Here is a 26,596-nt window from a genome sequence, read left to right as displayed (position 1 = left end):
TCGTCTCCGTGTTTTGATGATTGCCCGCCGTGATGGGGCGGACACTGTCTGGCACTTTATTCGTTTTGGTGGCGGCAAGCACGGGACGCGGCCAGGGAGCGGTCACCGCGCCCCATGAAAAAAGCGCCCACCCGGGCGCCCTCCTCGTTTCCCGCCGCTTACTGCGGTTCGATCTTCGCGTCGACCGCGCGCTGGGTCCAGACCTGGCGCTGCGACTGTGCGAAGGCCTGGTGCTCGGCCACGGTGTTGGGCGAGACCTGCATGCCCAGGGATTCGAAGCGTTGCAGCACGTCCGGCTCGCGCAGGATGGCGGCGACTTCCTGGTTCAGCTTCTGCACGATGGCGTCGGGCGTCTTGGCCGGCACGGCCACGCCGACCCACACGACCAGGTCGAACTTCTGGTAGCCCAGTTCGGCCAGCGTCGGCACGCTGGGGAATTCCTTGGCGCGTTCATGGCCCGTGTAGGCCAGTCCGCGCAGCTTGCCTGCCTGCATGAACGAGGTCACGACAGAGAGGTCGGCGAACAGATAGTCGACGTGGCCGCCCAGCAGGTCGGTCACCGCCGGCGGCTGGCTCTTGTACGGCACGCCGTTGGCCGCGGCGCCCGCCACGGTGTTGAAGGTGGCGCCGGCGATCTGGCTGGTCGGCGAACCATACGCGTAGTTCAGGGGCTTGGCCTGCGTGGCCTTGACCAGTTCCTGCAGCGACTTGTAGGGCGCGTCCTCGCGCACCACCAGCATCATCGGGATGGTCGCGATACGCACGACGTGGGTGAAATCGCCGGTGGGATCGAACGGCAGCTTGCGGAACAGCGCCGGCGTGGCCGAGTGCGTCGAGCTGCTGGTGAGGATCAGCGTGTAGCCGTCGGGCTGGGCGCGCGCGACGAACGAGGCGCCGATGGTGCCGGACGCGCCGGGCTTGTTCTCGATGACGACGGGCACGTTCAAGCGCGGACCGAGCTTCTCCGCGATGATGCGCGCGCTGGTGTCGGTGGCGCTGCCCGGCGAGAACGGCACGACGATGGTGATGGGCTTGTCGGGATACGCGCCCTGCGCCAGCGCGGTGGACGGCAGCGCGCCCGCAAGGGCGGTCAGGACGGTGAGGCTGCCGGCGGCCAGCAGGCGGCGGCGGACGCCGAACGGTCGGATCATGCTTGTCTCCTGTGAGGGGCCGCGGGTCGGCCTCTTGAACTCTGACCGTATGATGCTTGCGACCCGCTTATCCCAACAAGGGACTAATTTTCATAGACTTATTCCAAACCAGGATTAATTCTCTGAAGCCTGACGCTGCCGCAGATATTCCTCGGTCGCCTGCAGGAAGGCCGAAGCCGCCAGCGACAGCCGCGCGTTGCGCCGCTGGATCAGCCAGAGTTCATGTCCGTGCTTGCGCGCGCCGTCGATGGCGAGGATGCGCAGGCCCAGCTGCCGCGCCAGGTCGCAGGCATAGCCGGGCACGACCGTTATCCCCAGTCCCGCGCCGACCAGCTTCAGCGCCGAGGTCAGCATGCCGGCCTCGATGCGGTAGCGGAACTCCAGGTTCAGGTCGGCCGCCACGCGGTCCAGGCTGCGCCGCACGCTGTACACGTTGCGCAGCATGATGTGATCGTGAGCGGCCACGTCGGCCCACGACACCGAACGCTTGCGCGTCAGCGCATGGCGCGGCGCGCACACCGCGTACATGGTGTCGCGATAGATGACTCGCGTGGCCAGCTCTTCCGAGGGGGTTTCGACCGAGACGATGCCGAAGTCGGCGCGGCCGTTGCGCACATGCTCGATGGTGTCGTCGGTGGAGAGCTCGAACAGGTCCAGCTTCACGCTGGGATGCGCGCGGTGATAGTCGGCCACCACCTCGCCCAACAGGCCGACCATCATCAGCGGCGAAGTGGCCACGCCCACCGTGCCGCGCTCCAGCGTGCGCAGGCCGGACATGCTGCGCTCGGCGGCGCGCACGGTGCCCAGGATTTCCTGGGCGTAGGCGTAGAAATCCGCCGCGCCGTCGCAGGGAGTGACGCTGCGGGTGGAGCGCTCGAACAGCGGCTGGCCGACCTCGGCCTCGAGTTCGGCGCAAAGCTTGCTGACGGCCGATTGGGTCACGAAGGCCGCGCGCGCGGCCGCCGTGAAACTGCGCAGTTCGTATAGCGCGCAAAACACGCGCAATTGCTTGAGAGTGATGTTCATGGTCGAAGTCGCCGCCAGGCGCCGCCGGCCATGCCGGCCTCAGCGCGCAGGCTCGAGCATATCGCGATCGGCGTCCTGGCGCGGGGCCTGGCGCCTGATCTCGCCCGGGGTGCGCGAGAAGCGCACCGGGATGCCGGCGGCCATCAGCGGCCCTTCGGTCGGATGTTCCACGCGTTGGAAAAATCCCGTCGCCTTCAAATGCGGATCCTCGAACAGGGCTTCCGGCGTGTTCACGCGCGAATGCGGAATGTCCGCGTCCGCCAGCAGCGCCAGCCATTCCCCGGTGCCGCGCAAGGCGACAATGTCCGCCAGGTCCTGATAGAGCTCGTCGAAGTGCCGCGCGCGCGAGGACGCGTCGACATAGCGCGCGTCCGCCGCCAGGTCGGCGCGTTCGGCCAGGGCGAAGAAGCGCCGCCACTGCGCGTCGGTGTATGGCAGCAGCGCCAGGTAGCCGTCGCGCGTGCGGTAGGGACGCCGCTGCGGCGACAGCACGCGGCTGTAGCCCATGGGTCCGCGCGGCGGCACGAAGCTGTGGCCGCTCATGTGCTCGATCAGCGTGAAGGACACCAGGGTCTCGAACATGGGGACTTCGACGGCCTGCCCCTGCCCCGAACGCTCGCGCTCGTACAGCGCCATGGGTATGGCGTAGGCCAGCGTCAGCCCCGCCACCTTGTCGGCGAGGATGGTGTTGACGTAGGCAGGCGCGCCGCTGTTGCGGCCCTGCAGGTCGGCCAGGCCGCTCATGGCCTGGATGATGTCATCGAAGGCCGGGCGCGCCGCATAGGGGCCGTCCTGGCCGAAACCCACGGCCGAGCAATGGATCAGGCGCGGGTTGCGCGCGCGCAGCGTATCCGCGTCCAGGCCCAGGCGCGCCAGGGCCGCCGGGCGCACGTTGGACACGAACACGTCGGCGCCGTCGATCAGGCGCAGCAGGCTGTCGCGGTCGGCCGGCGTCTTGGCGTCCAGCGTCACGCTGTACTTGTTGCGGTTGAGATTCAGGTAGGCCGGCCCCATGCCCGGGCTCGCGGCCGGGGCGGAGGTTCGGAACACGTCGCCTTCGGGCGCCTCGACCTTGATGACCTCGGCGCCCATGTCTGCCAGGATCTGCGTGCCGTACGGCCCCATGGCCACCGACGTCATGTCGATGACGCGCACGCCCGCGAGCGGGCCGGCCATTACTTGGCCTCCTGGTGCTTCTTGCGGTTGACGAAGGGCGCCATGTAGCGGCGCGGCTCGTCGCTGGTGAAGGCCTCGCCGAACGCCGCCACGCTGCGGTCCAGGCCGGCTTCGACGCTGGACTCGCTCCAGTAGCGCAGCAGCGCCTTCTGCGAGCGCACGGCGAGCGGTCCGCTTTCGGCGATGGGCGTCACGGTGCGTTCGACCAGGGCGTCCAGCCCGCCGGTTTCGCTGACGAATTCGAGGAAGCCCCACTGGCGGGCCTGGGCCGCGTCCACGGTCTCGCCGGTCAACAGCAGCCAGTTGGTGGGGCCAGGGCCGATGATGGCCGGCAGCAGCACGGCATGGATCACGGACGGAATGCCCACGCGCACTTCGGGCATGCCGAAGACCGCGTCGGTCGATCCCAGGCGGATGTCGCAGGCCGCGGCCAGCTCCATGCCGGCGCCCAGGCAGAAGCCCGGAATGCGGGCAATCGTGGGAACGGGGATCGCGGCCACGGCGTCGCACAGGTCGCGCAGCCGGGTGATGAACTCGCGCGCGCCTTGCGGATCGAGCTCGGCCATTTCATAGATGTTGGCGCCGCCCACGAAGGCGCGCTCGCCCGTGCCGCGGATGACGACCGCGCGGGCGTCGTCCTGGGCCGCAATCCAGCGGGCGGCCTCGGTCAGGCTCAGCGTGACCGCCGAGGCCAGGATGTTCAGGCTCTTGGCGTCGTGGATCTGCAGGGTATAGACGCCACGCGCGTCGCGGGTCACGAGGGCATGGGAAAAGGCGGGAATAGGCGCAGTCATGGAAACTCCAGCTAGGGTCATGCCACCGATGCTAAGGGCGAGGTTTCATCACAACAAACGAGTAATTTTCATGAAATAAGTCTGGAATGGAATAAATACCGAACCGCTGGCGGCTTGGGTACGATAGCCGCCTCTTGCGGGAGTCGCACCATGGGTATCACGCTGCGCCAGCTCCGGGCCTTTTGCGCCGTGTACGAGCTGAAGAACTTCACCCGCGCCGCCGAGGCGCTCAACCTGACGCAGTCCACCGTCAGCAAGCTGTGCTCCGAACTGGAGAAGGCGATAGGCATGGCGCTGTTCGAGCGCTCCGCGCGTGGCGTCGAACTGCTGGAAGGCGCAGCAGAGCTGTATGCCTACGCGCAGGAAACCTTCGGATCGCTGCGCGCGGCCGAACGCAGCCTGAGCAGCCTGGCCGGACTGGAGCGCGGCGAGGTCTCCGTCGCGGCCTCGCCCATCATGATGCACACGCTGATCGCGCCCGTGGTGGCGCAATTCCATGCGCGTCATCCCAACATCGTCTTCGACCTGCACGAACTCACCGGCGACGAGGCCACCGAGCATGTCCTGCACGGCAAGGCCGACCTGGGGCTGGTGGCGCTGGAAAGCCAGGATCCGCGGCTGGACTGCCGCGTCGTCTACCGCGGCCCCATGTATGCCGTGGTGCCGGCCGACCACCCGCTGGCGCTATACGAAGAGGCGCGTTGGCGCCAACTGGCGCGCTACCCGCACATCCTGCTGCGCGGCACCTACACCGTGCGCCGCAAGATGGACCAGATCCTGCAGGACCAGGGACTGACGGTGCGCAGCGTGGCGCAGACCGGCAGCCTGACCACCGCCTTCGCCATGATCCGCGGCGGCATGGGCATCACGGTCATGCCGGGCTACGTGCGCCATGTCTGCCAGGAAATGGGGCTGAAGGCGCTGTGCATCGCCGACCGGCCCCAGACCCTGCATGAGCTGTCCGTCCTGCGCCGTGCCGACTACCGGCTGTCGCGCGCCGCGGCCGCATTTCTCGCTGCTTTCGAAGCCCATCTTGCAGAACAGGGGCAGCCCGCGGCGGCTGGCGATTCATCTCTTTCTTGAATGCCTTCATGATAATTAATCAATTGTTTGCATGATGGACCGCTTCCATCATTAGCGCGTCGAGGCCCCCCGCCCCATGCGCCATCCGGAAGGTCACCTCGACGCCATAACCAAGCAGGGCAAACCAGCCCGCAGGACGAGGAGACCTCCGACATGAAACTCAAGCCTGGCCTGAAGCAGCTGCTGACGCTGCTGGCCGCCCTTCCCGCCATTGCCGCCGCCGACACCTATCCGGCCAAGCCCGTCACCCTGGTGGTGGCCTATGCCCCGGGCGGCATGACCGACATCCTGACGCGCCGCATCGCGGCTGATCTGCAGACCCGCCTGGGCAAGCCCTTCGTGGTCGAGAACAAGCCGGGCGCAACCGGCCAGATCGCCACCGAGTACGTGTCGCGGCAGAAGCCGGACGGCTACACCATCCTGGTGGGCGCGACCAGCCACGTGATCAACCCCGCCATGAAGAAGCTGCCGTACAACGCCCGCAAGGACTTCGCTCCCGTGGCGCTGTTGGCCGTCAGCCCCAACTTCCTGCTGGTCAACGCCAACCAGGGCATCAAGACTTTCGCCGACTTCAAGGCCTATGCGCAAAAGCAGGCCTCGGTGCCCTATGGCACGGCCGGCGCCGGCGGCGCGCCGCACATCGTGGGCGAACTGCTGCGCGCGCAGAGCGGGCTGCCGCTGATGCACGTGTCCTACCGCGGCGCGGGTCCGGCCATGACCGACCTGGTGTCGGGCCAGGTGCCGTTCGGCATGGCCGAGTCCGTGACCGCCAACGCCTATCTGCAGTCCGGCAAGATCGTGCCGCTGGCCATCGCGTCGGCGCAGCGCCAGCCGCGCTACCCGGATGTACCCACCCTCAACGAGCTGGGCTACAAGGGTTTCGACCTCAGCACCTGGGTAGGCGTCTATGCCCCGGCCGGCACGCCGGCCGACATCGTGCAGACCCTGAACAGCGAGATCCGCAAGTCGGTGATGCAGCCGGCCACGCAGGACTACATCCGCTCCACCGGCTCGGAGCCCGGCGACATGGATCTGGCCCAGTACCAGAAGTTCGTCAGCGACGAAATGGATAAATGGCAGGCCGTCATCAGCCAGGCCGGGGTCAAGGATGAGTGAGGTCCGCATCGGCTCGCTGTCGCCGGAAGCCTATTTTGCAGAGGCGCTGCGTGCGGGACGCCTGGAGGTCCAGGTGTGCCGCAGCTGCGGGCTCTCGTTCTTCTTTCCGCGCACGCACTGCACCCACTGCCGCTCGCAGGAATATGCCTGGCGACCCATGCGCGCCGGCGCCACGCTCTATTCCTATTCGGAAATTCCGGCCACGCCGCAGGCCCCCGCGCGCAACGTGATCCTGGCCGACATGGACGAAGGCTTCCGCATGATGTCCACGCTGCTGGACGAAGGCGAGCTGCGCATCGGCATGCGGCTGACGGCGCGGCCCGACCCGCAGCGCGCCCGCGTGGTGTTCGGAAAGGAAGCGCCATGACGGACTGGAACAAGAACCTGCGCGGCGCCATCGCCATCACCGGCTGCGCCACGGCCGGCATCGGCGACGCGGGCGGTCTGAACGACCTGGAGATCAGCTCGCTCGCGGTGCATGCCGCAGTACGCGACGCCGGGCTGCGCATGGAGGACATCGACGGCCTGATGAGCGCCAGTCTGTCCTCGTCGATGTGGCTGAACAAGCTGTCCGAATACCTGGGCCTGTACCCGCGCTTCATGGACAGCACCCAGATCGGCGGCGCTTCCTTCGTCGGCCACCTGCTGACCGCTGCGGCGGCGATCCAGGCCGGCCTGTGCCGCAATATCGTGATCGCATACGGCGCCTCCCCGCGTGGCGGCAACGGTGTCTCGGCGACCTCCGACGCCCGCGCGCGGCTGGACCCGTTTCCGTACGAAGAGCCATTCCAGCCCTTCAACCCGCCGACCAGCTACGCGCTGGCGACACGCCGCCACATGCATGAATACGGCACCACCCGCGAACAACTTGCCGAGGTCGCCGTGGCCGCGCGCGCCTGGGCGCGGCTGAACCCGGAAGCCTATAAGCGCGAGCCCTTGTCCATCGACGACGTGCTGGGTGCGCGCGTGATCTCCTCGCCGCTGACCGCGCGCGACTGCTGTCTGGTGACCGACGGCGCGGGCGCCATCGTGGTGACGGCCGCGGAACGCGCCGATGCCGCCCGGCCGGTGTACGTCCAAGGCACAGCCATGGCGCACTCGCATCGCCAGATCGCCTGCATGGCCGACCTGACGCGCACCGTGGCCGGACAAAGCGCCGACCTGGCGCGCGAACGGGCCGGCGTGGCGCTGGCCGACATCGACCTGGTGCAGCTCTATGACGCCTTCACCATCAATCCCATCCTGTTCCTGGAGGACATGGGGTTCTGCGCCAAAGGGGAAGGCGGCGCCTTCGTGTCGGGCGGACGCATCGCTCCCGGCGGCGAACTGCCGGTGAACACCAACGGCGGCGGGCTGTCCTGCGTCCATCCCGGCATGTACAGCATGTTCGGCCTGGTGGAAGCGGTGCGCCAGCTGCGCGGCGACTGCGGTGAGCGGCAAGTGAAACAGGCGCGCACGGCGCTGGTGCATGGCAATGGCGGGGTGTTGAGCGCCCAGGCCACCACCGTGCTGACCAATTGGATGGACTGAAGGAGATTCGACATGCTGGAAGGAAAAGTAGTGATCGTCACCGGCGCGGCCAACGGCATCGGCCGCGCCGCGGCCGTGGCCATGGCCGCGCAAGGCGCGCGCGTGGTGGTCAATGATCTGAACGTGTCGCTGGACGGCACCAGCGCCTCGCAAAGCACGGCGGCGCAGGTGGTCGAGGATATCCGCGCCGCCGGCGGCGAGGCCATCGCCAATGGCGACTCGGTGGCCGAATACGCCAGCGCGCAACGCATCATCGAGGCCGCCGCCGACACCTACGGCCGGGTGGACGCGGTCGTGAACAACGCCGGCATCGTGCGCGACAAGATGTTCCACAAGCTCACGCCCGAGGACTTCGACGCCGTGGTCAAGGTGCACCTGTACGGCTGCTTCAACCTCAGCCACGCGGCCGCGCGGCACTTCCGCGAACAGGGCGGCGGCAGCCTGATCAACATGACTTCCAACTCGGCGGTCATCGGCAACCGCGGCCAGGCCAACTATTGCGCCGCCAAGCTCGGCATCGTCGGCCTGTCCAAGGCCATGGCGCTGGACATGGCTGCCTTCAACGTGCGCTCGAACTGCATCGCCCCGCTGGCCTGGAGCCGCATGACCGAAACCATCCCGGCCAAGACCGAGGAGCAGGCGCGCCACGTCGAGAAGATCCGCCGCATGGGACCCGAGACCATCGCGCCCCTGATCTGCTACCTGGCTTCGGACGCTTCCGCCGACGTGTCCGGCCAGGTGTTCGCCATCCGCCTGAACGAGATCTTCCTGATGAGCCAGTCGCGTCCGGTGCGCTCGGTGCACCGCTCGGACGGTTGGACCACGGAGAGCATCGCCGAACACGGCATGGCTGCGCTGCGCGCCTCCTTCATGCCGCTGGACACCTCCGCCCAGGTGTTCGCCTGGGATCCGGTCTGAGGTTCCCATGGCGTTGGACTACCGCAGCCTGAAGACCCACGTCTTCGCGCCCGAACGCCAGGCCTACGGCGCAGATGACTGCATCCTCTATGCCCTGGGCGTGGGCGCGGGCCTGGCCGCAGACGACCCTGTCGGCGACGAAACCCGGTTCATCTACGAACAGGGCCTGCGCGCCCTGCCCGCCATGGCCTGCGTGCTGGCCTACCCCGGGTTCTGGATGCGCGATCCGCGCCACGGCCTGGACTGGAGCCAGGTCGTGCATGGCGAGCAGCGCATGCGCTTCCCGCGGCGCCTGCCGGCGCGCGGCGAGGTCTTGTGCCAGATGGAGGTCACGCGCATCGCCGACAAAAGTCCGGGCGCCTTCGTCGTGACGCGACGCACGCTGCGCGACGCGGCCACCGGACAGGAATTCGCCGTCATCGAGCAACTGAACATCTGCCGCGGCGACGGCGGCTACTCGGGCGGCGACGCCGCGCTCAGCGACGCGCTGGCCGTCCCCATCCCCGCGCCCCCCGCCACGGCGCCGGACAGCGTCATCGTCCTGCCCACCAGCCGCAACCAGGGCGCGCTGTATCGCCTGAACGCCGACCGCAATCCGCTGCATGTGGATCCGGCCAGCGCGCGGCGGGCGGGCTACGAACGCCCCATCCTGCACGGCGCGGCGCTGCTGGGCATGGTCAACCGCGCGCTCGAAGCCTGCCTGCGGCAGCTGCCCGACCTGCGGCTGGGTGAACTGGACCTGCGCTTCATGGCGCCGGTCTATCCCGGCCTGGACGTGGCGGTATCGCTCTGGCCCCAGTCCGATGGCATCGCACTGGCCTGCCGCCAGGCCGGCGCCCTGTGCGCCCAAGGCCGCGCGGCGTGGACCAAGGAGGAACAATGATGAAAGACAAGACTTGCGCAAACGTGGAAGAAGCCCTGCGCGGCATCGAGTCCGGCGCCGTGATCTTCGTCGGCGGCTTTGGCGGCTCGGGCATACCCGCGCGCCTGCTGGCCGGCCTGCTGGCCAAGCGGGACGTGGACGACCTGACCCTGATCAACAACAACGCCGGCGCGGGCGAGGCCAGCTTCCTGGCCCTGGTGGCCTCGGGGCGCGTCAGCCGCATCGTCTGCTCCTATCCGCGCATGCCGGGCAATGACGTGATCCGTGAGCGGGCGCAGGCGGGCAGCCTGGCCGTGGAGGTCATGCCCCAAGGCACCCTGGTCGAACGCATCCGGGCGGGCGGCGCGGGCATGGGGCCGTTCTACTCGCCCACGGGCTATGGCACGCCGCTGGCCGACGGCCGCGAAACGCGAGTGTTCGGCGGTCGCGGCTACGTGCTGGAAGAGCCGCTGCGCGCGGACTACGCCTTCATCCGCGCCCATCGGGCAGATCAGTTGGGCAATCTGGTCTATCGCCGCGCCCAACGCAACTTCGGGCCGGTCATGTGCATGGCGGCCCGCAACACCATCGTCGAAGTCGAAGAGATCCTGCCCTGCGGCGCGCTCGATCCCGACGCCATCGTCACGCCCAGCCTGTTCGTGCACCGCCTGTTGGGGAGTCCGCAATGAAACGACTGTCACGCGAGCAACTGGCCGCCCTGGTGGCCGCCGACCTGCCGGCGGGCGCCGTGGTCAACCTGGGCATCGGCATGCCCACCATGGTCACCGACCGCCTCGACCCCGCGCGCGGCGTGCAGCTGCACAGCGAGAACGGCATTCTCGGCATGCGCCTGCTGCAAGACCACGAAATCGCCGACGGCGATCTCATCAACGCCAGCAAGCAGTCGATCGCGCTCACCGAAGGCGCTGCCATCTTCGATCACGTCTATTCCTTTTCCATCATGCGCGGCGGCCACATCGACATCACGGTGCTGGGCGCCTTCGAGGTCTCCTGCCAGGGCGACCTGGCCAACTGGTCGCTAGGCGCGGACGACCCCATGCCGTCCGTGGGCGGGGCCATGGACCTGGCCGTGGGCGCGCGCAACGTCTGGGTCATGATGGAAGCGCTGACCCGCGAGGGCGCGCCGCGCCTGCGCGGCCGCTGCACCCTGCCCCTGACCGGCGCCGGCGTGGTCGGGCGCGTCTATGCCGACATCGGCATCTTCGACGTGCGCGACGGGGCCTTCGCGCCGCTGGCCCTGGTGGACGGCCTGCCGCCCGCCGAACTGCACCGCTGGATCGACGCGCCCGTGCGCATCGCGCACGCGCCGCGCGTCCTGCATCCCAACTCCTGATTGCTCTCAACCATGATACGCACCGAACATTTTCTCGAAGACGCCGAGGCCTGGCTGCGCACCGCGCTGGCCCAGCTGCGCGAGCAGTATCCGGTCACCGCCTCGCACACCCAGGAATGCCGCCAGGCCTGGAACCGCATGCTGTGCGAGGCCGGCCTCATTGCGCTTACCTGGCCACGCGAGTATGGCGGGCGCGAACTCAGCACCGCCACGCTGATCGCCTTCCATGAACTGTGCGCGCGCCTGCATGCGCCGCAGCCCATCAACAGCATCGCGCACGCCATCCTCGCGCCCACTTTGCTGCGCTTCGGTACGCCCGCGCAAAAAACGCAATTCCTGCCCGGCATCCGCGACGGCAGCGAGATCTGGTGCCAAGGCTACTCCGAGCCCCAGACCGGTTCCGATCTCTCTTCGGTGCGCACACGCGCCAAGCCGGATGCCGCCGGCTGGCGCGTCAGCGGCCGCAAGATCTGGACCACCCAGGCGCATCTGGCCAAGTGGTGCTTCGCGCTGGTGCGTACCGATCCCGACAGCCAGGCCCACCGCGGCCTGAGCTTCATGCTCATCGACATGCAGGCCGAAGGCGTGCGGGTCGAGCCCATACGTCAGATGACGGGCGAGGCCGACTACAACGAAGTGCTGTTCGACGCGACGCCGGTGCCGGAAGGACGCATCCTGGGTGAGTGCGGCGAAGGCTGGCGCATCGCCATGGCCGCCGCCGAGTACGAGCGCGGCATCTACTTCATGCCGCGCGTCGTCCAGCTGGAAGACGAACTGCGGCAACTGACCGAGGCGCTGGCGCAGACCGCGCTGGTCGCGGACGAACGCGCCGTACAGGCACGGCGCGTGCGCGACCTGGCGGACCTGTGCCAGGTCATACGCTGGCGCGTGGACCGCGTGCTGCGCCAGGTCGCCGCGGGCGATACGCCCGGCATCGACGGCGCCATGCTCAAGCTGCTGTGGAGCGAAACCCGTCAGCGCATCTGGGAACAGCGCCTGGAACTGCTGGACGAAGCCGCCATCCTCGGCCCGCAGGCGGCGGCGCCCCATGCCGCCACGGCCTGCGTGCTGCGCGAATTCCTGTGGTCGCGCGCCGAGACCATCGTGGCCGGCACCTCGGAAATCCAACGCAATATCGTGGGCGAACGCCTGCTCGGCCTGCCCAAGGACAGGGGACAACATGCATAGCGAAATCAGGACACTGCTGTCCTCCACTTTCGGCCGCCTGCTGGAACAGCAGCATCCCGCCGCCTACGCCCGCCGCGCCCTGCCCGCGGACGACGCCGCCCAGCGCGCCCTGTGGAAGGAACTGGCCGAAGGCGGCTGGCTGGAAGCCGGATCGGAAGCCTTCCAGGCCGAGTACGGTCCAGGCACACAGCTGATGGGCGAATGGGCCGGACGCGCGCTGCTCACGCTTCCGTATGGCGCGTCGGCGTTCCTGGCCAGCGCGCTGCTGGAGCAAACGCCCGCCCTGTCGGAAGTCGTGCTGGACCTGGCGGCGCATCCTGCCAGTGTCCGCTGCGACCGAGCCGGCGACGAACAGGGCTGGATCGACGCCTATGGACTTACGGCCCAATACCTGCGTCTGAGCCGTCAGGACGATGGCTGGCTGCTTGCGCGCTACGACCCGGCGATGCTCGAATCCGTGCAGGGCCTGGATCCCACCGTGGCGCTGGCCCGCCTGCGCGGACCTGCGGTCGCGCAAGCCGAACTGCCTTCGGCGCAGGCCTTGTCCGCGCTGCAGAACCATGTGGCCTTCCTGCTGGCGCAGCTGGTCGGCACCGCCAGCGCCTCGCTGGACCTGGCCATTGCCTACGCCAAGGAACGCGAACAATTCGGCCGGCCCATCGGGCAATTCCAGGCGATCAAGCACGCCCTGGTTGACGCCTGGACCGGGCTGGACAATAGCCGCTACGCCGTGGAGGCCTTGCTGGCCGAGCGTGGCTCGGCCGATGCCGGGCTTGCCGCATTGGCCGCCCGTCTGGCAGCGAGCGCGGCGCGGCGCGCGGTGAAGCTCTCCATCCAGGTGCATGGCGGCATAGGCTTCTCCTGGGAGCACGACGCCCAGCTTTACCTGAAGCGCGCCTACCGCCTGGCGGTCGAGGTCGAACGGCTGGCCGCGCTGATGCGGGACTAGCGCCCCCGTCATGCGCCGGGCGGACGGGACGCCGAGGATGGGTGGTTGGATATGGGGCCGTTAACTATGAGACCGTTAACATAGCGGCTTGCCGCCGCCGCTTCCCCTGCGGGTCCCGGCCCGGCGCCCCGCCCCGATCCTCCAGCCCGATGCACCACGTTCCGCGCCCGCGCCGCACGCCCGGCCCCCTGACTTCCTTTTACTGGAGCGGCGATGCCATGCGCAGCCGCAGCGTCAGCGGCACGGTGCTGGCCGCCACGCTGGACGTGCCCGCGCCGCCCGCGCGCCTGCAGTCGGACTGGGAGCGCGAGATGGCCACGCGCCTGCGCCTGGAACCCGGGGACGTCGAGCAGATGCCGCTGGCCCGCACGCAGGCGCGCTGGCCCGAGTACGGGCTATGCCTGCAAGCCATGCGCGACTGGACGCAAGAGCTAGGACTGCCCGGCGTGCTGGCCAACGCCGACATCGCCCTGATGGCTTGCCGCGGCGCCCGCTACCACCATGACGGCGAGCAATATGGCGGCGCCGCCTTCTGCAATCTGTTCCTGAGCGAAGACCGGGGCCTGGACGTGCATTTTCCGGCCGCCGGCCTGCGCATTCCGCTCGTGCGCGGCACCGCCATGATCTTCGATACCTGCCAGCCGCATGCCGTCATCCCGCGCGGCGTCACGGGTTTTCGCGAGGCCGACTTCGCGGCCGGCCTGGAACTGGCGCAATTGTTCCTGACCTGGGAACTGCCGATCGAGGACTCTCGCGTCGCAAGCGCGCTCGGCATCGCCTTCGATGTCGATCCGGCTACCGCCGCGCGGCTGGATGAGGAACAAGTGCGGATGGATGGCGCTCGGGCGGCGATCGATCCGGAATGCGGGCGCTGGCTGGCTGAGGGCTGAAGCGGCAACGCGGCCCGCCGGGGATCAAGACCCCGGCAGCGCCGCACCCATGGCGGCAAACAAACCGCCGCACACCTTGTTGAAACGCCGGCCGGCGCGCTCCAGCCAGGGGCGCACGCGATGCGCCAGGCGCGCCAGCACGTACTCGACCAGGAACTCCACCACCACGAAGGTGCCGGCCATGATCGCGAACTGCGTGTACAGGCTGCGGGCAGGATCGATGAACTGCGGCAGGAAGGCGCCGTAGAACAGCAGGGCCTTGGGATTGGAGATCGCCGACAGCAGGCCCTGGCTGAACATGCGCATGCCGCGTATGCGGGGCATGTCCGGGGCAGGCTGCAACTGCACGCCCGGCGCGCGCCAGAGTTGGATGCCGAGCCAGATCAGGTAGGCCCCGCCCGCCCACTTCAGGACGGTCAGTGCGGGACCCCAGGCCTTGAGCAAGGCGCTGATGCCCAGCATCGACAAGGCGATGAGCGCGACAAAGCCCACTGCGCCGCCCGCGATGGTGCACAACGCCTTGCGGTGCCCATGCAACGCGCCATGCGTGAGCGCAAGCAGCGTGTTCGGTCCGGGAGTTATCGAGAGCCCAATGACCGCGACCAGGTAGATAAGCCAGCTATGCAGCGCCATGGCGGAGTGCGTGAAAAATAAGAAGCAGCCAGTCTAGACCGCCGTGACAGAGCTGCGCAAATGCGGCCGGAATGAAAGGCGGGGCCGCATGCGCGCGACGCCCGCCTTGCGTGCCGCCCGATGCGGCGGCCTACGGCTCAGCGACGGAAGCCTCCGCCGTGGAATCCGCCGAAGCCGCCGCCCCAGCCGCCCCGACCACCCCCGCCGCGGCCCTGCCAGCCGCCGCCTTCCGCGCCGCCCATGCCGCGGTCGCGCCAACCGCCGCCCTGCATTCCGCGATCCTGCCAGCCGCCGCCCTCCGCGCCGCCCATGCGGTCGTCGGAATAGTCGCGCGCCTGGCGCTGGCCGTTCAGGTAATTGCCGCCGGATTGCGCACTGGGCTGCACCGGTTGCCAGCCCGAACTCGTGTGCTGTTGCCAGCCGTTGTCGTTGTGCTCGTAGACATTGCCGTTGTGGTCCGCGTACACATTGCCGTTGTTCCACGCCATGCCGCTATTCGTGTTGCGGTCGTACGTGGCGCCGCGCCGATCCACGCTGCTGACGCCGTCGCCCGCCGTGCCGGTCGCCGTGGCGGAAGAGATGGTGCTGCGGCCGGTGTTCGTGTTGGTGCGCACGTCCTGGCGGCCGGCAGCCCATTGGCCGTCGTCGTTGGCGACCACGCCCGCGCGCCCGGCGCCCGATGCCCCCGTTGTCGGGTTGGTGTAGGCATCGCGCCGCCCGGCAGCCGCATTGCCGGTGTACTCGTTGTAGGCCGCGCCGCGCGTGCCTTCGAACGCTGCGCCGGTCTGCGGGTTGTAGCCCTCGGCGTGGGTGCCTTGCCATTCGGTGCCCGTCCAGCCGTTCCAGCCGGCCGCGTGCGTGACCACGCCGGAGCCGCCCCAAGCGCCATAGACGTCGACCTGGTTGACGTTGACGCCGCCCCAATAAGGCGCCCCCCAATAAGGCCCCCAATAAGGCGCGGCGCCCCCCCAGGTCTCGCCAGCGACGAAGCCAAAGGCAAAACCGGTCGCGGTGGCGAAAGCCGCGTCGTAGCCATAGCTGGGCGGATAGCCGACCCAGGTGTCCTGCACGATGACCGGCGGATACGCGTAGCCCGTGCCGTACACCACGGTGCCGTCAGGACTGGCCACCACGCCCATGTAGCCTGGCGTGTAGCCGAACACCACGCTCTGCGGGGTGGAGCCGTACACCTGCACGTAGGTGACGTAGTGCAGCGGCGAGCTGACGGGTATGGCGTAGATGATCGCCGGCACATGGTCGGCCACGCGCCACGGGCCAAGGGGCGAATCCGCCACGAACCAGACCGCACGCGACAAGGCGTAGTAGCGGCCTTCGGCCTGTATCACCGGCACCTGCGAGTTGGCGGCGTAATACAGCGCCGTCCCCTCGATGGGTCGCAGCGTCGGGGAGCCGCCGGCATACTCCACCTGCAGTTTCGCCGCGCTGCGCGACACCGTGGCGGTCTGCGGAATGGTCGAGGCGATCAGCGCCTCCTTGGCCTGCGGCGTGCCCGGCACCGATGCCAGCACGCCCGACTGCGGATCCTTGGACGGAATCCGGGCGAAATCGCGCGGCAGCTGCTTGCCCGGCACGTAGGACCAGGGACCGTCCAGGCTGGCGCCGCGGAACCAGCGGCCGGACACCAGCACGTAGTAGCGGTTGTCGCCCGGATTCATGAACAGGGCGTGATCGGCATTGGCCACCGACAGCAGCGAAGTCCCTGGCACCGGCCGCATTTCAGGCTGGCCGACGGTCACCAGCAACTCGGCCGGCGCGGTGGACACCGCGATGGCGGGCGCCCGATGCGGGGCCTTGCCGCCATGCGGCAGCATCGGGTCCGGTTCGGTCTTGCGGCGCGCCGCGTCGGCGGCGGCGAGCAGGGCGGCGGGCGGCTGCGGCAGATCCGTCCACGGCCCGGTGGCGTTGCCCGCTTCGTACCAATGGCCGGCGGCCTGCAGGAAATAACGGCCCGCGTTGTTCGCCAGCATGAGCGCGCGCGTGTTGACCACCCGGCGCCAGCCTGCCGCGTCGGGCACTTCCGCCAAAACGGGTTCGCCGTCGATCAGCACCAGCACGGTCGGCACCGTGCGGTAGATGATGCGCGGCGGCGCGTTGTCCACCGGGACGGTTTTCGTGGCCGGGTTGTTCTGGGACAGCGTATAGCTCAGTTGCAGTGCATCAAGCCGCGTGACCACGCCCTTGGCGGGCAGGCGCGCTTCAAGCTGGCTGCGCAGCTTGGCGGCGGCTTCCGGCGAGGTGGGCACCTGCACGCGTTCGATCCGGATGTCCGACAGATGCACCAGGCCCGCCGGCTTGTTGACCTCGGCACGGGCGGAAAAGTCTGCCACGCCGTAGGTGGGATTGCCCTTGGCGGCGCCGACCGCCACCGCCATGCGGCCCGTAATACGGTCGGCAGTCCAGGTGTCGATCTGCGGCTGATAGAGCTCCACCCGCGTGCCGTCGGCGGCCTCGAAACTGCGCGGCCATTGCAGCGAACGCGCGGCCTCTTCCTGGGCATCGGATTGGGCGGGCGCGGTTTGCGCCGGGGTCTGTCCCTGGGCTTGCGCCGCGCCGGTCGGCGTCAGGCCCGCGCCGGCAGCCATGCCGGCCACGGCTAGAGCGAGAGCGAGGCGAGACAGGCGCCCGGGCGGGCTCGCGGGCGCTGACGACGTTGCCGGGAAAACATGCATGCGCCACAGTCGGGTCAGGCTACACATCTCGCGCTCCTCGTTGAGGGCCGCGACCGCCATTCCGGCCTTCGGCCACTCTGATTTCCCGCAGCGCCGCCGCTACGGGCCAAGCCTCGGCCGGCCTCTCTGCAAGGCGTCCTGCAAGGGCCGGCTTCTGAATAAGCAACAGAACGTTAACACCGCTGAAAAGCTATTGCCCGCTTTTATCAGACCTTCTATAAAACATCTCACCAGGGCTGCTACTTTTGCCCGATAGCCTTTCCGCTGCAATCCAACTAGAAGCGCGGCGCAACGCCCGCCAAACGCCCGCGCGCTACGGCGTGTCGCGCCCCCGCCCGGCTCTCCGTCCGCGGCGCTTCGGCCGTCCCGCGAAGACTCTCCTGCTGCAAGTTCACGCCATCAAGTCGCCGTGGAAAGGAGCAGTTCATGGTCCCTGCCCTGACGCATCCCGGGGTGTATGTCCAGGAAATTCCCGCAGGCGTGCGCACCATTGCCGGCGCGCCGACCTCGGTTGCCGCTTTCCTGGGGACGGCCATGCGCGGACCGCTCAACCAGCCGGTCCATATCCAGGACTTCGCCGACTACGAACGCGAGTTCGGTGGGCTGGCCGAAGGCTGCGAACTCGGCTACGCGGTGCTTCAGTTCTTCCTGAACGGCGGGGCCAGAGCCTGGATCGTGCGCGTGGCGCAACCCGCGCGGAACGATCCGCTGGACGCGCATGCCGCTTTCATCAGCCAGCGCGCGCAGCGCCGGGGCCTGTACGCGCTGGACGATGTCGATTCCTTCAACCTGCTATGCCTGCCCGGCATCACGCACAGCATCGTGCTGGCCGATGCCGTGTCCTACTGCAAAGAGCGGCACGCCTTCATGATCATCGATGCGCCGCCCGCGGCGGCCGACGCGGCTTCCATGGCGGCCGCGGTCATGGGTGCGGCGCTGCCCAGATCCGATCATGCCGCGCTGTATTTCCCCTGGACCCGGGCGGCCGACCCGCTGAAGAACGGCCTGCCGCGCCTGACCGCGCCTTGCGGCACGATCGCGGGCCTGTATGCGCGCACCGACGGCGACCGCGGCGTCTGGAAAGCGCCAGCCGGCATCGACGCGGGCCTCGCTGGCGTCCTGTCGCTGGCCGCCGCAGTGAGCGACGACGAGAGCCGCAACCTGAATACCCTGGGCGTCAATTGCCTGCGCACCTTTGCCGGACGCGGCGCGGTCTGCTGGGGCGCGCGGACCCTTCAAGGCACGGACCATTTCGCCTCGGAATACAAGTACGTGCCGGTGCGCCGCCTGGCGCTCCACCTGGAACAATCGCTCTTGCGCGGCACGCAGTGGGCCGCGTTCGAGTCCAACGACGAGCCTCTCTGGGCGCAGATCAGGATGAACGTCAGCGCCTTCATGAATGCGCTGTTCCGCCAGGGCGCCTTCCAGGGCGGCACGCCGCGCGATGCCTATCTGGTCAAGTGCGATGGCGAAACCACCACGCAACAGGACAGGGATCGCGGCGTGGTCAACATCCTGGTGGGATTCGCTCCGCTCAAGCCGGCCGAATTCGTGGTCATCCGGGTCCAGCAACGAGCCGGACAAATGGAAGGAAATCCGCCATGAACCCGCTCGCGGAACCGCGCATCCTCGCGTTTTGGGACACCGGCGCCCAGCACAGCCCGCGGGCGCAGGCGCTCGAGGCTGCCGGGGAACTGGCGCGCGAGACGGGACTGGCTCTGCATCGCATCGACCTGTCCAGGATCGTCAGCAAATACATCGCCGAAACCGAGGAAAACCTGAACCGCCTGTTCGAGTCGGTCGAGCAGCGCGGCGCGGTCCTGTTCTTCGACGAAGCCGACGCCCTCTTCGGCAAGCGCACGAACGTCAAGGACAGCCATGACCGCTACGCCAATATCGAGGTCAGCTACCTGCTGCAACCCATGCAGTCGTACCGCGGCCTGGCGTCGCGGGCCGCCAGCATGAAGTCCAACCTGGACAGCGCATTCCTGAGGCGGCTGCGCCTTGTGGTCCAGTTTCCGGCCGCCGCGCCGGATCAGCGCGCGCGCCGCTGGAGCCGCGCGTTCCCTACCGCCGACACCGGCGCCGAAGTCACCATGGCGCGCCTGCTGCAAGCCTTCCGCGCCGACCCAAGCCCACACGCCCGGCCCCTGCCTGGCCTCAAGACGAGAGAACATCCATGAAACCCGTGATCAACGAATACGTACGCGAACTCAGCCACCCTGGTTACGACGCGGCCCAACGCAATGCCTTCGTCGCCGCCATGGTGAGCAAGCGGCTGATGCGGCGCACGGAGCAACAGCGCAAGGCGGACGAAACAGCCCCCGCGCTGGCCAGCTCGCTGAACGGCAGCGCCGACGCGCGCGCCGACAACGACCAGACTTGAGCGCCGCGCCGCTGCAGGATGGCGCTGCGTCCGGTGCGGGCGCGGCGCATGCAGGAAAACCGGGCCGGCCGCCACGGTATCATCAGGCCTGTTGCGCCGGCTTGCCGCGTCCCAGCGGCAAGCCGGCCATCCCACTCCCGCCCACATTCTGCATGACGCGATGACCCCATATATCTCGGCCGGCATTCTGCTTCTAGGCGCTCTCGCCGCCATCGCTTACCGCCGCAAGCGGCAACGCGCGATGGACACCGCCGGCCGGCGCCTGGGCAGCGACCTGGTCGCGGGCGGCGCGCTCTACGGCGTGGCCGCGCCGCCCATTGGCGGCGCAGCCGTCATCATCGCGCTGACGGCCGCGACCCGGGATCCCGAGAACCTGCTCATGCTGGTCTATGCCCTGCCCTGGTTCTACATCTTTGGCTTCGTGCCCGCCCTGCTGTGCGGCATCGTGGCCGGCGCGTTGCGGCCGGCGCATCCGTCCTGGCGCGCCTATGCCGCAATGGGGCTGGTCGGCGCCGTCTACGGCTTCGTTTTCCTGGTGGGCTTTATCTCCCAGGGCAGGCCATGGCAGGAAGAACTCGGCTTCCCCTTGACCATCGGCGCGGCGCCCGGCGCGCTCAGCGCATTCCTGTGCGCGCGCCTGCTGTACGGCAAGCCCGGCCGCCGCGGCGAGCCGGGCGAAAAAGCGCCGCAGGCGGCCTGAAGCCGCCGCTGCCTGGCCGCCAGCCCTAAGCCTTGCGCCCGCTGGCGCGCCCTGGCGGCTCGGCGTGCAGATCGCGCGCGGCGCCGCCGCCAAACGCCGTCAGCGCGCGAGGCGTGGGCGGCGACGTGGAAATCTGCCGGGCGGTTTCCAGCATCATCGGGACAAAGCGCGACACCGCGCGCTTGACCGTCCACTTGGCCGCCGACACGGACAACTGCAGGCCCGCCACCACGCGCTGGTTCAGGTCGTAGACCGGCACCGCCAGCGCCAGATCCCCGCGGTAGTACTCCTCTTTGCAGCAGGCATAACCCTGCTCGCGCGACAAACGGATCTGCGCCATCAGCTCGTCCAGGTCGGTCAGCGTATTGGCCGTGTACTTCACGCGCTCGCTGGCCTCCAGGGCCTCGAGAGCCTGCTCGTCGCTCATGCCGGCGAGGTACACGCGCCCGGTCGAGGAACAGTACATGGGGATACGCCGGCCCACGGGCATGTGCACCAATAGCCGCAAAGGGCTGGGAAAGCGGCCGATATAGATCATGTCCTGCCCGGCCGGCTCCGCCAGGTTCACGGTTTCTCCGGCATTGCGGTTGAGTTCCAGCAGGAAGGGATTGGCGCGGTCCAGCAGCGGATGCGATTCCAGGTAGCGGCAACCTGCGTCCAGCGTGCGCGACGACAGTGAATAACGCTTGCTGACAGGGTCCTTGTTGAGCAACCCCAGCGCTTCCAGCGTGAACGCGAAACGCTGCGCGGCGCTGCGGGTGATGCCCGCCGCCGCGGCAATGTCCGGCAGGCTCATGGAGGTGTGTTCGGCGTCAAACGCATCGAGCACGGCGATGCCGGTGGCCAGCGATTGGACGTACAGCGTGGAGGATTCCGGATTCATGGCTGGGCTGGGCGGCGCGGGCCGCCAGTCTATTAGTGTTCGATAGGCAGAGATTGCATTCCAATTCAAATGAATGCAAGAAAAAGCCGCTGTTCTTTTGACATATTCTACCTTTACCGCATCAGGTAATCCCGGGAAAACCCTTAAATAAAAAGCGCTTAGCCGAAACCGGAGTTGATTGACAGGCTTTCCTCGGCCAGATTATAAAATCTACATGCGATATATGCTTATCGCTATTCGATACGATAATGCGCACCTGACAAGGACGAAATCGGACGTCCGATACACCGTGCAGGCGCGCGATTCCAGCTTCCAAGGGGATTCCGATGCTGCACAAAGTGTTGAAAACGTTGTTGGCGACGGCGCTGTGCGCCGCCGCGCTGTCGGGCGCGCACGCCCAGACCGTCAAGGTAGGCGCCACGCCCACCGCGGTGCCGTTCAACTTCCTGGACCCGAAGACCAATACCCTGCAAGGCGTGATGATCGACATCGCCCACGCCGTGGGCAAGCAGGCCGGCTTTACGGCGGAAGTGATGCCGATTCCGTTCGCCTCGCTGGTGCCTGCCCTGCAGACCAATAAGATCGACATCATCGCCTCGGCCTTCGCCAAGACGCCACAGCGCGCCGAAGTGGTGGATTTCACGCAGCTGGTGGTGGAGTACGGCGAGGCCCTGATCGTGCCGGAGAAGGACAAGACCGACTACAAGAGCATCGCCGACCTGAAGGGCAAGACCGTCGGCGTGCAGATCGGCACGCTCTATGTCGAGCCGCTCAAGGCCGCGCCCGGCCTCAAGGAAATCAAGATGTACGAAACCATGTCCGACCTGGTGCGCGACGTGGCGCTGGGACGCCTGGACGCGGCCTTCGGCGACGGGCCGGTGATCTCCTACCAGGTACGCACCCAGGGCGTGCGCAACGTGCGCTACGTCGACAGCTATCAGCCGGCCATGCCCACCAACATCGCACTGGCCGTGCGTAAGGGCGACGCCGAACGCGTCAAGCAGCTCAATGCGGCCATCGATGCGCTGCGCCAGGACGGCACCCTCGCCGCCATCATGAAGAAGTGGGGCGTCACGCCCTGATCCCGAGCGCCGCGGCCCGATCCGCCGCGGCGCGCCGCCTAACAGGTATCCAAGATGTTCCAGTCATTTTTCAGTGACGCCGCGGAGTTCTTCCCGGTGCTGATGCAGGGGGTGCTGACGACCATCGCCATCACTGCGGCGGCGCTGGTCATCGCCACGGCGCTCGGTCTGTTCTGGGCCCTGCTGCGGGTCAGCGGCGTGGCGCCGCTGTCGCACGCCAGCCGCATCCTCACCAACATCATCCGCGGCGTTCCCATCATCGTCGTGCTCTTCTACATGTACTTCGTGCTGCCGGAGATCGGCATCAGCCTGACCGCCTTCCAGGCCGGCGCGCTGGGCCTGGGCATCGCGTACTCCTCGTATATGTCGGAGGTGTTCCGCTCGGGTATCGACGCGGTCGATCCCGGCCAGTTCGAGGCAGCCCAGTCGCTGGGCATGTCGCGCGCCAAGCTGATGCGCCGCGTGGTGCTGCCGCAGGCCTTCAAGGTCGCGCTGCCGCCATATGGCAACAACGTGGTCATGATGCTCAAGGACTCCTCGCAGACGGCCGTCATCACGGTGGTCGAGCTGTCCATGCAGAGCAAGCTGATCGCATCCTCCACCTTCAAGAGCGCCACCATCTTCACGCTGGTCGCCCTCATGTACCTGGCCATGAGCCTGCCCATGATGTACTTCATCGGCAAACTTGAACGCCGACTGGGGCGCCGCCAATGATCAAGATCGAAAACCTCAGCAAGTCGTTCGGCGCCCACCGCGTGCTGGAAGGCATCGACGCCGAAATCCAGCAAGGCGAAGTGGTCTGCCTGATCGGGCCGTCGGGCTCCGGCAAGTCCACGCTCCTGCGCTGCATCAACGGCCTGGAGCGCTACGACGGCGGCCGCATCACGATCGACGGCGTCACCGTGGACGCGCGCCGCAAGGACATCCAGAACATCCGCCAGCGCGTGGCCATGGTGTTCCAGCGCTTCAACCTGTTCCCGCACCGCACCGCGCTGGAGAACGTCATCGAAGGCCCGGTGCACGTCAAGGGCGAGAGCATCGAGTCCGCCACCGCGCGCGGCCGCGAGATCCTGGCGTCGGTCGGCCTGGCCGAAAAGATGAGCCACTATCCGCAACAGCTCTCCGGCGGCCAGCAGCAGCGCGTGGCCATTGCCCGCGCGCTGGCGATGGAGCCCGAGGCCATCCTGTTCGACGAGCCGACCTCGGCGCTGGATCCTGAGCTTGTGGGCGAAGTGCTGTCCGTGATGCGCACGCTGGCCGAAAAGGGCATGACCATGGTCATCGTCACGCACGAAATGGACTTCGCGCGCAACGTCTCCGACCGCGTTCTGTTCCTGGAAAACGGCCGCATCGCCGAACAAGGCCCCTCGCGCGAAGTGCTGACCAATCCCCGCAACGAACGCATGCGCGATTTCCTCAAGCGCGTCACCCACGCCCAGTAGCTCCGGCACCATGAACAACGATCTTTTTTCGCCCGCAGCCACGCTGTGGGCAGCGACCGCGCCTGCGCGCGCCGCCTCGCCGGCGCTGGCCGGTCCGCTGCACGTCGACGCCGCCGTGGTCGGCGGCGGCTTCACCGGCCTGTCGGCCGCCTTGCATCTGGCCGAGGCCGGCTTCAAGGTGGCGCTGTTCGAGTCCCACGAAGTGGCCCACCGCGCCTCCGGACGCAACGGCGGGCAGGTGGTGCCGGGCTTCAAGCCTGGCCCGGCCGCGCTGATCCGCCGCTTCGGCGCGGACACGGCGGCGCGCATGATGCGCTTTGCCTACGGCAACGCCGACTATCTTTTCGAACTGGCCGAACGCCTGCGCATCGATTGCTCTCCCACCCGCAACGGCTGGATCCAGGGCGCGTTCTCGGCGGCATCGGGCAGCTATCTCAAAAGCCGCGCGCGGGAATTGAACGCGCATGGCGGCGAGGTCGAATACCTGGACGCCGATGCGATGCGCGCGGCCACCGGATCCTCTTTCTGGCCTGCGGGCTTGCGCGAGAAGCGCGCGGGCGCGGTACAGCCGCTGGCCTTTGCGCGCGGGCTGGCACGCGCGGCGCTGGACGCCGGCGCGGCGGTGCACGACCACTCGCCAGTGTCCGCCATCGCGCCCACGCCTGACGGCGGCGCGACGCTGAGCGTCAACGGTTTTGCCGTCCACGCGCGCCATGTGGTGCTGGCGACCGATGCCTACACCGACCGCCTATGGCCGGCCGTCGCGCAGTCGTATGTCAACGTATCCAGCGCGCAGATCGCCACCGATCCCCTGCCGCAAGCGCTGCAGGAGCAGTTGCTGCCGCTGCGCGCCGGCATCTCCGAGACGCGCAAGATCACCTACTACTGCCGCATCGACCCCGAGGGGCGCTTCGTCATCGGCGGCCGCGGGCACTCGTCCGAGCGCCTGGATCCGTCAACCGGCGAGCAGCTGCGCCGCGCCGCGGTCGCGCGTTTCCCGCAGCTGGCCGACGCCGCCTGGCGCCACGGCTGGGCCTGCCGCGTAGGCATGACCATGGACGACCTGCCGCGCGTGCATCGCCTGGCGCCAGGCGTCTGGACCGCTTACGGTTACTGCGGACGCGGCGTGGCCATGGGCACCGCGCTGGGGCGCGTGCTGACCGACGCCATCCGCGGCGTGCCGGCGGACGAACTCGACTTCCCCGTCACGCCCATCGGACGCATGCCTTTCTACCCGGCGCGGCAATTCGGCGCCTCGCTGGCCATCAACTGGTATCGCCTGCGCGACGCGCTGGGCTATCCCGCCTGACCCCTGCCCTGGCGCTTTCACTTTGCCATGACGACACAAACGCAATTTCCGGCCACGGTGGACGTGGCCATCATCGGCGGCGGCATCATAGGCGTGAGCACGGCGCTCGCGCTGGCGCGCGCGGGCGTGCGCTGCGCGCTGTTCGAGAAGGGCGCTCTGGCCTGCGAGCAATCCTCTCGCAACTGGGGCTGGGTGCGTACCTTGGGCCGCGACCTGCCCGAAGTGCCGCTGGCGCTGCGCGCCAACCAGCTCTGGCGCGACATCCAGGCCCAGGTCGAAGTCGGCTACCGCCGCAACGGCCTGGTCTACCTGCAGGAAAACGACACTGACGCCGCCGAGCACGAAAGCTGGCTGAGCAAGGCCCGCGCCTATGGCGTAGAGGCCGACATGCTGGGCCGCGACGCGGCGCTGCGCCTGCTGCCCAGTTCCGGACGCGCGTGGACGGGCGCGCTCTACAGCGCCGCCGACGGCGTGGCAGAGCCACAGATCGCGACCCATGGCGTGGCGGCGCTGGCGCGCCAGGCCGGCGCGCTGATATACGAAAACTGCGCCGTGCGCGGCGTGGAGACCAGCGCCGGCCGCGTCGACACGGTCATCACCGAACGCGGCACGCTGCGCGCGCAGGCGGTGCTGGTGGCCGCCGGCGGCTGGTCGCGCCTGTTCTGCGGCAATCTTGGCGTGGACTTCCCGCAGCTGAAGGTGCGCGGTTCGGTGTTGCGCACCGAGCCCTTCGACGCCGGCGTTTCGCTGGCCATCAATGGCAAGGACTTCACCTGCCGCAAACGCGCCGACGGCGGCTATACCGTCTCGCAATTCTCGGCCTCGCTGGCCGAGCTGGTGCCGGACAGCTTCCGCCTGATGAGCAAGTTCCTGCGCGCCTGGATCGCCAATAATTCCCTGGTCCGGATCCGCTTCAGCAAGCGCTTCTTCGAAGAGCTGGCGACGCCGCGCCGCTTTCCGGCCGACCGCGAGACGCCTTACGAGCGCTGCCGCGTGCTCGACCCCGCGCCCTACAAACGCGGCATAGACCAGGCCTGGGAACGCCTGCTGCGCGCCTTCCCGGTGTTCCAACAGGCGCGCATCGCGCATTCCTGGGGCGGGTACATCGACGTGACGCCGGACGCCATGCCGGTCATCGCCCCCATCGCCCAGGCGCCCGGACTCTATCTGGCCTCAGGCTTCTCGGGCCATGGCTTCGGCATCGGCCCGGCGGTGGGCGAAACGATGGCCGCCCTGATCCAGGGCAAGGAAACGCCGGTAGATATACGGCCGTTCCGCTTGGAGCGCTACGCCTAGCCTCCGGCCATCGCGCTGGCGGGCACCTATGCAATAACGCTAATGGCGCCCTCAGCTTTTTTCATTGGGCACTCATAAGCCCCTTCCCCATAATCGCCTGGATGCCATCTCGGCAGGCCGCCACCCGGCGGCGCCTAT

General features: G+C 68.2%; 27 protein-coding genes. 20 read left to right on the top strand and 7 right to left on the bottom strand.

All coding sequences use genetic code 11. The features are described from left to right. Positions 1 to 158 precede the first annotated feature (158 nt). From N5C88_RS02560 to N5C88_RS02545, 4 genes are all read right to left on the bottom strand, one after another. A complete protein-coding gene (locus tag N5C88_RS02560; RefSeq protein ID WP_118932934.1) occupies positions 159 to 1,151 on the bottom strand; it encodes a tripartite tricarboxylate transporter substrate binding protein in 993 nt (330 codons plus the stop codon). A 114-nt stretch (positions 1,152 to 1,265) separates the two neighbouring features. Next, the gene (locus tag N5C88_RS02555; protein WP_059378714.1) at positions 1,266 to 2,177 is read right to left on the bottom strand and encodes a LysR family transcriptional regulator; all 912 of its coding nucleotides are present in this window, start codon (positions 2,175 to 2,177) and stop codon (positions 1,266 to 1,268) included. A gap of 39 nt (positions 2,178 to 2,216) precedes the next feature. Then, entirely contained in the window at positions 2,217 to 3,353 is a 1,137-nt protein-coding gene (locus N5C88_RS02550; protein WP_059378713.1) for a CoA transferase, read from the bottom strand. After that, positions 3,353 to 4,147 (bottom strand): enoyl-CoA hydratase, encoded by a 795-nt coding sequence (locus tag N5C88_RS02545; RefSeq protein ID WP_118932933.1) that lies wholly within the window; start codon positions 4,145 to 4,147, stop codon positions 3,353 to 3,355. The genes N5C88_RS02550 and N5C88_RS02545 overlap by 1 nt, the downstream gene beginning before the upstream one ends. A 150-nt stretch (positions 4,148 to 4,297) precedes the next feature. On the opposite strand from N5C88_RS02545, the gene N5C88_RS02540 reads away from it, so the two are divergent. From N5C88_RS02540 to N5C88_RS02490, 11 genes are all read left to right on the top strand, one after another. Further along, positions 4,298 to 5,230, top strand: a complete 933-nt coding sequence (locus tag N5C88_RS02540) for a LysR family transcriptional regulator (protein ID WP_251879397.1) — start codon at positions 4,298 to 4,300, stop codon at positions 5,228 to 5,230. A 153-nt stretch (positions 5,231 to 5,383) separates the two neighbouring features. Next, the gene (locus N5C88_RS02535; RefSeq protein WP_118932931.1) at positions 5,384 to 6,346 is read left to right on the top strand and encodes a tripartite tricarboxylate transporter substrate binding protein; all 963 of its coding nucleotides are present in this window, start codon (positions 5,384 to 5,386) and stop codon (positions 6,344 to 6,346) included. Next, positions 6,339 to 6,713, top strand: coding sequence for a zinc ribbon domain-containing protein (locus N5C88_RS02530; protein WP_280014620.1), 375 nt, complete (start codon positions 6,339 to 6,341; stop codon positions 6,711 to 6,713). Before N5C88_RS02535 ends, N5C88_RS02530 begins: the two co-directional genes overlap by 8 nt. Next, positions 6,710 to 7,876, top strand: a complete 1,167-nt coding sequence (locus N5C88_RS02525; protein WP_251879393.1) for an acetyl-CoA acetyltransferase — start codon at positions 6,710 to 6,712, stop codon at positions 7,874 to 7,876. Before N5C88_RS02530 ends, N5C88_RS02525 begins: the two co-directional genes overlap by 4 nt. A gap of 12 nt (positions 7,877 to 7,888) precedes the next feature. Continuing rightward, positions 7,889 to 8,794, top strand: coding sequence for an SDR family NAD(P)-dependent oxidoreductase (locus N5C88_RS02520; RefSeq protein WP_280014619.1), 906 nt, complete (start codon positions 7,889 to 7,891; stop codon positions 8,792 to 8,794). Positions 8,795 to 8,801: 7 nt separating this feature from the next. Further along, positions 8,802 to 9,677, top strand: a complete 876-nt coding sequence (locus N5C88_RS02515; protein WP_118932927.1) for a MaoC/PaaZ C-terminal domain-containing protein — start codon at positions 8,802 to 8,804, stop codon at positions 9,675 to 9,677. Continuing rightward, positions 9,677 to 10,345: a 3-oxoacid CoA-transferase subunit A gene (locus N5C88_RS02510; protein WP_280014677.1), complete on the top strand. Its 669-nt coding sequence runs from the start codon at positions 9,677 to 9,679 to the stop codon at positions 10,343 to 10,345. The genes N5C88_RS02515 and N5C88_RS02510 overlap by 1 nt, the downstream gene beginning before the upstream one ends. Next, a complete protein-coding gene (locus tag N5C88_RS02505) occupies positions 10,342 to 11,010 on the top strand; it encodes a CoA-transferase (RefSeq protein ID WP_280014618.1) in 669 nt (222 codons plus the stop codon). Before N5C88_RS02510 ends, N5C88_RS02505 begins: the two co-directional genes overlap by 4 nt. Before the next feature lie 12 nt (positions 11,011 to 11,022). Continuing rightward, positions 11,023 to 12,198, top strand: a complete 1,176-nt coding sequence (locus N5C88_RS02500) for an acyl-CoA dehydrogenase family protein (RefSeq protein WP_059378696.1) — start codon at positions 11,023 to 11,025, stop codon at positions 12,196 to 12,198. Next, positions 12,191 to 13,147: an acyl-CoA dehydrogenase family protein gene (locus N5C88_RS02495; protein WP_059378694.1), complete on the top strand. Its 957-nt coding sequence runs from the start codon at positions 12,191 to 12,193 to the stop codon at positions 13,145 to 13,147. The genes N5C88_RS02500 and N5C88_RS02495 overlap by 8 nt, the downstream gene beginning before the upstream one ends. A gap of 149 nt (positions 13,148 to 13,296) precedes the next feature. Beyond that, positions 13,297 to 14,037, top strand: a complete 741-nt coding sequence (locus N5C88_RS02490) for a hypothetical protein (protein WP_280014617.1) — start codon at positions 13,297 to 13,299, stop codon at positions 14,035 to 14,037. A 24-nt stretch (positions 14,038 to 14,061) separates the two neighbouring features. Here N5C88_RS02490 and N5C88_RS02485 read toward each other — a convergent pair whose 3' ends face one another. After that, positions 14,062 to 14,670, bottom strand: coding sequence for a LysE family transporter (locus N5C88_RS02485; protein ID WP_054451758.1), 609 nt, complete (start codon positions 14,668 to 14,670; stop codon positions 14,062 to 14,064). A gap of 137 nt (positions 14,671 to 14,807) precedes the next feature. Then, positions 14,808 to 17,273, bottom strand: a complete 2,466-nt coding sequence (locus N5C88_RS02480) for a carbohydrate-binding family V/XII (protein WP_251879384.1) — start codon at positions 17,271 to 17,273, stop codon at positions 14,808 to 14,810. Positions 17,274 to 17,786: 513 nt separating this feature from the next. Here N5C88_RS02480 and N5C88_RS02475 point away from each other — a divergent pair. The 4 genes from N5C88_RS02475 (at position 17,787) to N5C88_RS02460 (ending at position 20,446) form a co-directional block, all read left to right on the top strand. Then, positions 17,787 to 18,965 (top strand): phage tail sheath subtilisin-like domain-containing protein, encoded by a 1,179-nt coding sequence (locus N5C88_RS02475; protein ID WP_280014616.1) that lies wholly within the window; start codon positions 17,787 to 17,789, stop codon positions 18,963 to 18,965. Continuing rightward, the gene (locus tag N5C88_RS02470) at positions 18,962 to 19,543 is read left to right on the top strand and encodes an ATP-binding protein (protein WP_280014615.1); all 582 of its coding nucleotides are present in this window, start codon (positions 18,962 to 18,964) and stop codon (positions 19,541 to 19,543) included. Before N5C88_RS02475 ends, N5C88_RS02470 begins: the two co-directional genes overlap by 4 nt. After that, entirely contained in the window at positions 19,540 to 19,746 is a 207-nt protein-coding gene (locus tag N5C88_RS02465; protein WP_251879378.1) for a hypothetical protein, read from the top strand. Before N5C88_RS02470 ends, N5C88_RS02465 begins: the two co-directional genes overlap by 4 nt. A 160-nt stretch (positions 19,747 to 19,906) precedes the next feature. Continuing rightward, on the top strand, positions 19,907 to 20,446 hold the full coding sequence (locus N5C88_RS02460) for a hypothetical protein (RefSeq protein WP_118931280.1): 540 nt from the start codon (positions 19,907 to 19,909) through the stop codon (positions 20,444 to 20,446). A 25-nt stretch (positions 20,447 to 20,471) separates the two neighbouring features. Here the strand turns inward: N5C88_RS02460 and N5C88_RS02455 are convergent, their stop codons facing one another. Then, entirely contained in the window at positions 20,472 to 21,329 is an 858-nt protein-coding gene (locus N5C88_RS02455) for an IclR family transcriptional regulator C-terminal domain-containing protein (RefSeq protein ID WP_059378680.1), read from the bottom strand. Positions 21,330 to 21,655: 326 nt separating this feature from the next. Here N5C88_RS02455 and N5C88_RS02450 point away from each other — a divergent pair, with 326 nt between their 5' ends. Genes N5C88_RS02450 through N5C88_RS02430 form a run of 5 tightly spaced genes read left to right on the top strand, consistent with a single transcriptional unit; the run spans position 21,656 to position 26,458 of the window. Next, entirely contained in the window at positions 21,656 to 22,411 is a 756-nt protein-coding gene (locus tag N5C88_RS02450) for a transporter substrate-binding domain-containing protein (RefSeq protein ID WP_280014613.1), read from the top strand. A 54-nt stretch (positions 22,412 to 22,465) separates the two neighbouring features. After that, entirely contained in the window at positions 22,466 to 23,125 is a 660-nt protein-coding gene (locus tag N5C88_RS02445) for an amino acid ABC transporter permease (RefSeq protein WP_054451769.1), read from the top strand. Further along, complete coding sequence (locus tag N5C88_RS02440; protein WP_118931281.1) at positions 23,122 to 23,853, top strand: amino acid ABC transporter ATP-binding protein; 732 nt, start codon at positions 23,122 to 23,124, stop codon at positions 23,851 to 23,853. The genes N5C88_RS02445 and N5C88_RS02440 overlap by 4 nt, the downstream gene beginning before the upstream one ends. Positions 23,854 to 23,863: 10 nt before the next feature. Next, a complete protein-coding gene (locus tag N5C88_RS02435; RefSeq protein WP_280014611.1) occupies positions 23,864 to 25,162 on the top strand; it encodes an FAD-binding oxidoreductase in 1,299 nt (432 codons plus the stop codon). 27 nt (positions 25,163 to 25,189) lie between these two features. Next, complete coding sequence (locus N5C88_RS02430) at positions 25,190 to 26,458, top strand: FAD-binding oxidoreductase (RefSeq protein WP_118931283.1); 1,269 nt, start codon at positions 25,190 to 25,192, stop codon at positions 26,456 to 26,458. Positions 26,459 to 26,596: the final 138 nt, after the last annotated feature.

The organism is Achromobacter sp. GD03932, from assembly GCF_029839485.1.
In the GTDB taxonomy this organism is placed as follows: domain Bacteria; phylum Pseudomonadota; class Gammaproteobacteria; order Burkholderiales; family Burkholderiaceae_B; genus Achromobacter; species Achromobacter bronchisepticus_A.
The sequence above is the reverse complement of the archived record's forward strand: the minus strand, read 5'-3'. Positions and strand labels throughout refer to the sequence as shown.